General features: G+C 62.1%; 1 protein-coding gene. It reads left to right on the top strand.

All coding sequences use genetic code 11. The features are described 5' to 3' along the window. On the top strand, positions 1 to 2,359 hold a 2,359-nt coding region (locus EN914_RS32390), incomplete at both ends, for an FAD-dependent oxidoreductase (RefSeq protein ID WP_164779073.1).

Genomic DNA, 2,359 nt, shown 5'->3' on the forward strand with positions numbered 1-2,359 from the left:
GCGCACGCCGCCGACTTCTGCTACACCACCAGCCACGATTTCCTGTCGTGCTGGACGACGCTCTACTCCATCGATTTCTACGAGAAGATGGGTCATTACGCGCGTATCGGCGGCCTCGAGGTCGCGCGTGTCGGCGACGACAGCCGAATGGAAGAAATCAAGCGCAAGATCGCCTCGGCCAAGGCGTTTGGCACGCGCGCCCGCCTGATCGAGCCGGCCGAGATCAAGGAAAAATTTCCGCTCATCGAAGAAGCGATTGTTCAAGGTGGTCTTTGGGATCCCGATGCCGGTCTGGTCATCCCGCGTTCGCAGACGGTCGCCGGCAAGCTGGTCGACCAGGCGGAAGCGTCGGGCAAGCTCAAATCCTTCGCCAACACATCGGCCCGGTCGCTGGTCGTCAAGGACGGCCGCATATCAGGCGTGGTAACGGACCGCGGCACCATCGAGGCCGACTATGTCGTCGTCTGCGCCGGGATTTGGGGCCGGCTGATAGCGGAAATGGTCGGCGAAGACCTGCCGGTCATGCCGATCGACCATCCGCTGACCTTCTTCGGCCCCTACAACGAGTTCGCCGGCACCGGCAAGGAGATCGGCTGGCCGCTGCTGCGCGACCAGGGCAACTCGGCCTATATGCGCGACACCGGTGATCCCAAGACCGCCGAGGGCGGGCAGATCGAATGGGGTTATTACGAAGAGACCAATCCGCGCCTTTGCCACCCGCGCGACCTGCTGGAGAAGGACCAGGCGCGGCTTTCGCCGTCGCAACGCGATCTCGACATGGAACAGATCCTGGCGCCGCTCGAACGCGCCATGGAACTGACGCCGATCCTCGGCGAACTCGGCTATAATGAGAGCCATTCGTTCAATGGACTTCTCCAGGTAACCGCGGATGGCGGCCCGTCGATGGGCGAAAGCCAGAAGGTGCGGGGTCTGTGGTATGCCGTTGCCATCTGGGTCAAGGATGGTCCCGGCATGGGCAAGCTGATCGCCGACTGGATGACCGACGGCCGCACCGCAATCGATCACCATGCCATCGACTATGCACGGTTCTATCCGCACCAGACCAAGGAGCAGTTCATCTGGGACCGCTGCACCGAGACGGCGATGAAGGTCTACAATCCGGCGGTACATCCGCGCGAGCCGTTCTCCAAGGCCCGCAATATCCGGCGCTCGCCGTTCTGGGAACGCGAGAAGGAACTCGGCGGCTATTTCATGGAACTCGGCGGCTGGGAGCGCGCCCACGGCTATGCCGCCAACGAGCATCTCCTGGAGAAATACGGCAACCGGGTGCCGGTGCGTGAGAACGAATGGGACAACCGCCATTTCTGGCGCGTCTCCAATGCCGAACATCTCGCCATGAGCGAGGATTGCGGCATCGTCAACCTGTCGCATTTCGCCATGTACGACATCGAAGGTCCAGACCATGTCGCGCTGCTGGAATGGTTGTGCGCAGCCAAGATTGGCGGCGACAACAACATCGGCAAGGGCATCTACACCCACTTCCTCGACGAGGAAGGCATGGTGCGGGCCGACTTTACCGTCATTCGCATGGCCGACCGCTGTCGTTTGATCGACGGCGCGGACGCTGGCCCGCGCGACTTCCAGTACATGCGCCGCACGGCACAGGACAAAGGTTTCGACGTCACCATCACCGACGTGACCGAGAACTATGTGACCATCGGCATCTGGGGGCCGAACGCCCGGGCGACCTTGCAGAAGGTGGTCGAAAACCCGGACGGGCTCTCTGTTGAGAACTTCCCATTCGCGGCGATCAAGCCGGTCCGGATCGGCGGCAAGGACGTCACCGCTTTCCGCATCTCCTATGTCGGCGAGCAGGGCTGGGAACTGCATATGCGCTACGAGGACGGTCTCGCTGTGTGGGATGCGCTGCGCTCGACCGGCGTGATGCCTTTCGGTGTGGAGACCTATGCCAACACGCGCCGCATGGAAAAGAGCCTGCGCCTGCAGAACGCCGACCTTCTGACCGAGTACAATCTGCTCGAAGCGGATCTCGCTCGTCCAAAGGTCAAGGAGAACGATTTCTGCGGCAAGGCGAAGCACGTCGAATACCGCGCCCGCGAGCACCAACCGGCCATGCTGTGCACGCTGGTGATGACCGAGAATGTCGATTCCAAAGGCGTTGCCCGCTATCCCGTCGGCACCATGCCGGTGATGGATCCGAAGACCGGCGAGACGCTGGTCGACGAACTCGGCCGGCGGTCCTTCACCACCTCGATGGCCTATGGCCCGACCATCGGCAAGAATATCGGTCTTGCCTATCTGCCGTGGGCGTACGCCCAGGAAGGCCGCAAGCTCACGATCGAGTATTTCGGTGAGACATATCCGGTCGAAGTGGCGG

Origin of the sequence: Mesorhizobium sp. M7A.F.Ca.CA.001.08.2.1 (assembly GCF_003998455.1) — a bacterium.
GTDB lineage: Bacteria > Pseudomonadota > Alphaproteobacteria > Rhizobiales > Rhizobiaceae > Mesorhizobium > Mesorhizobium ciceri.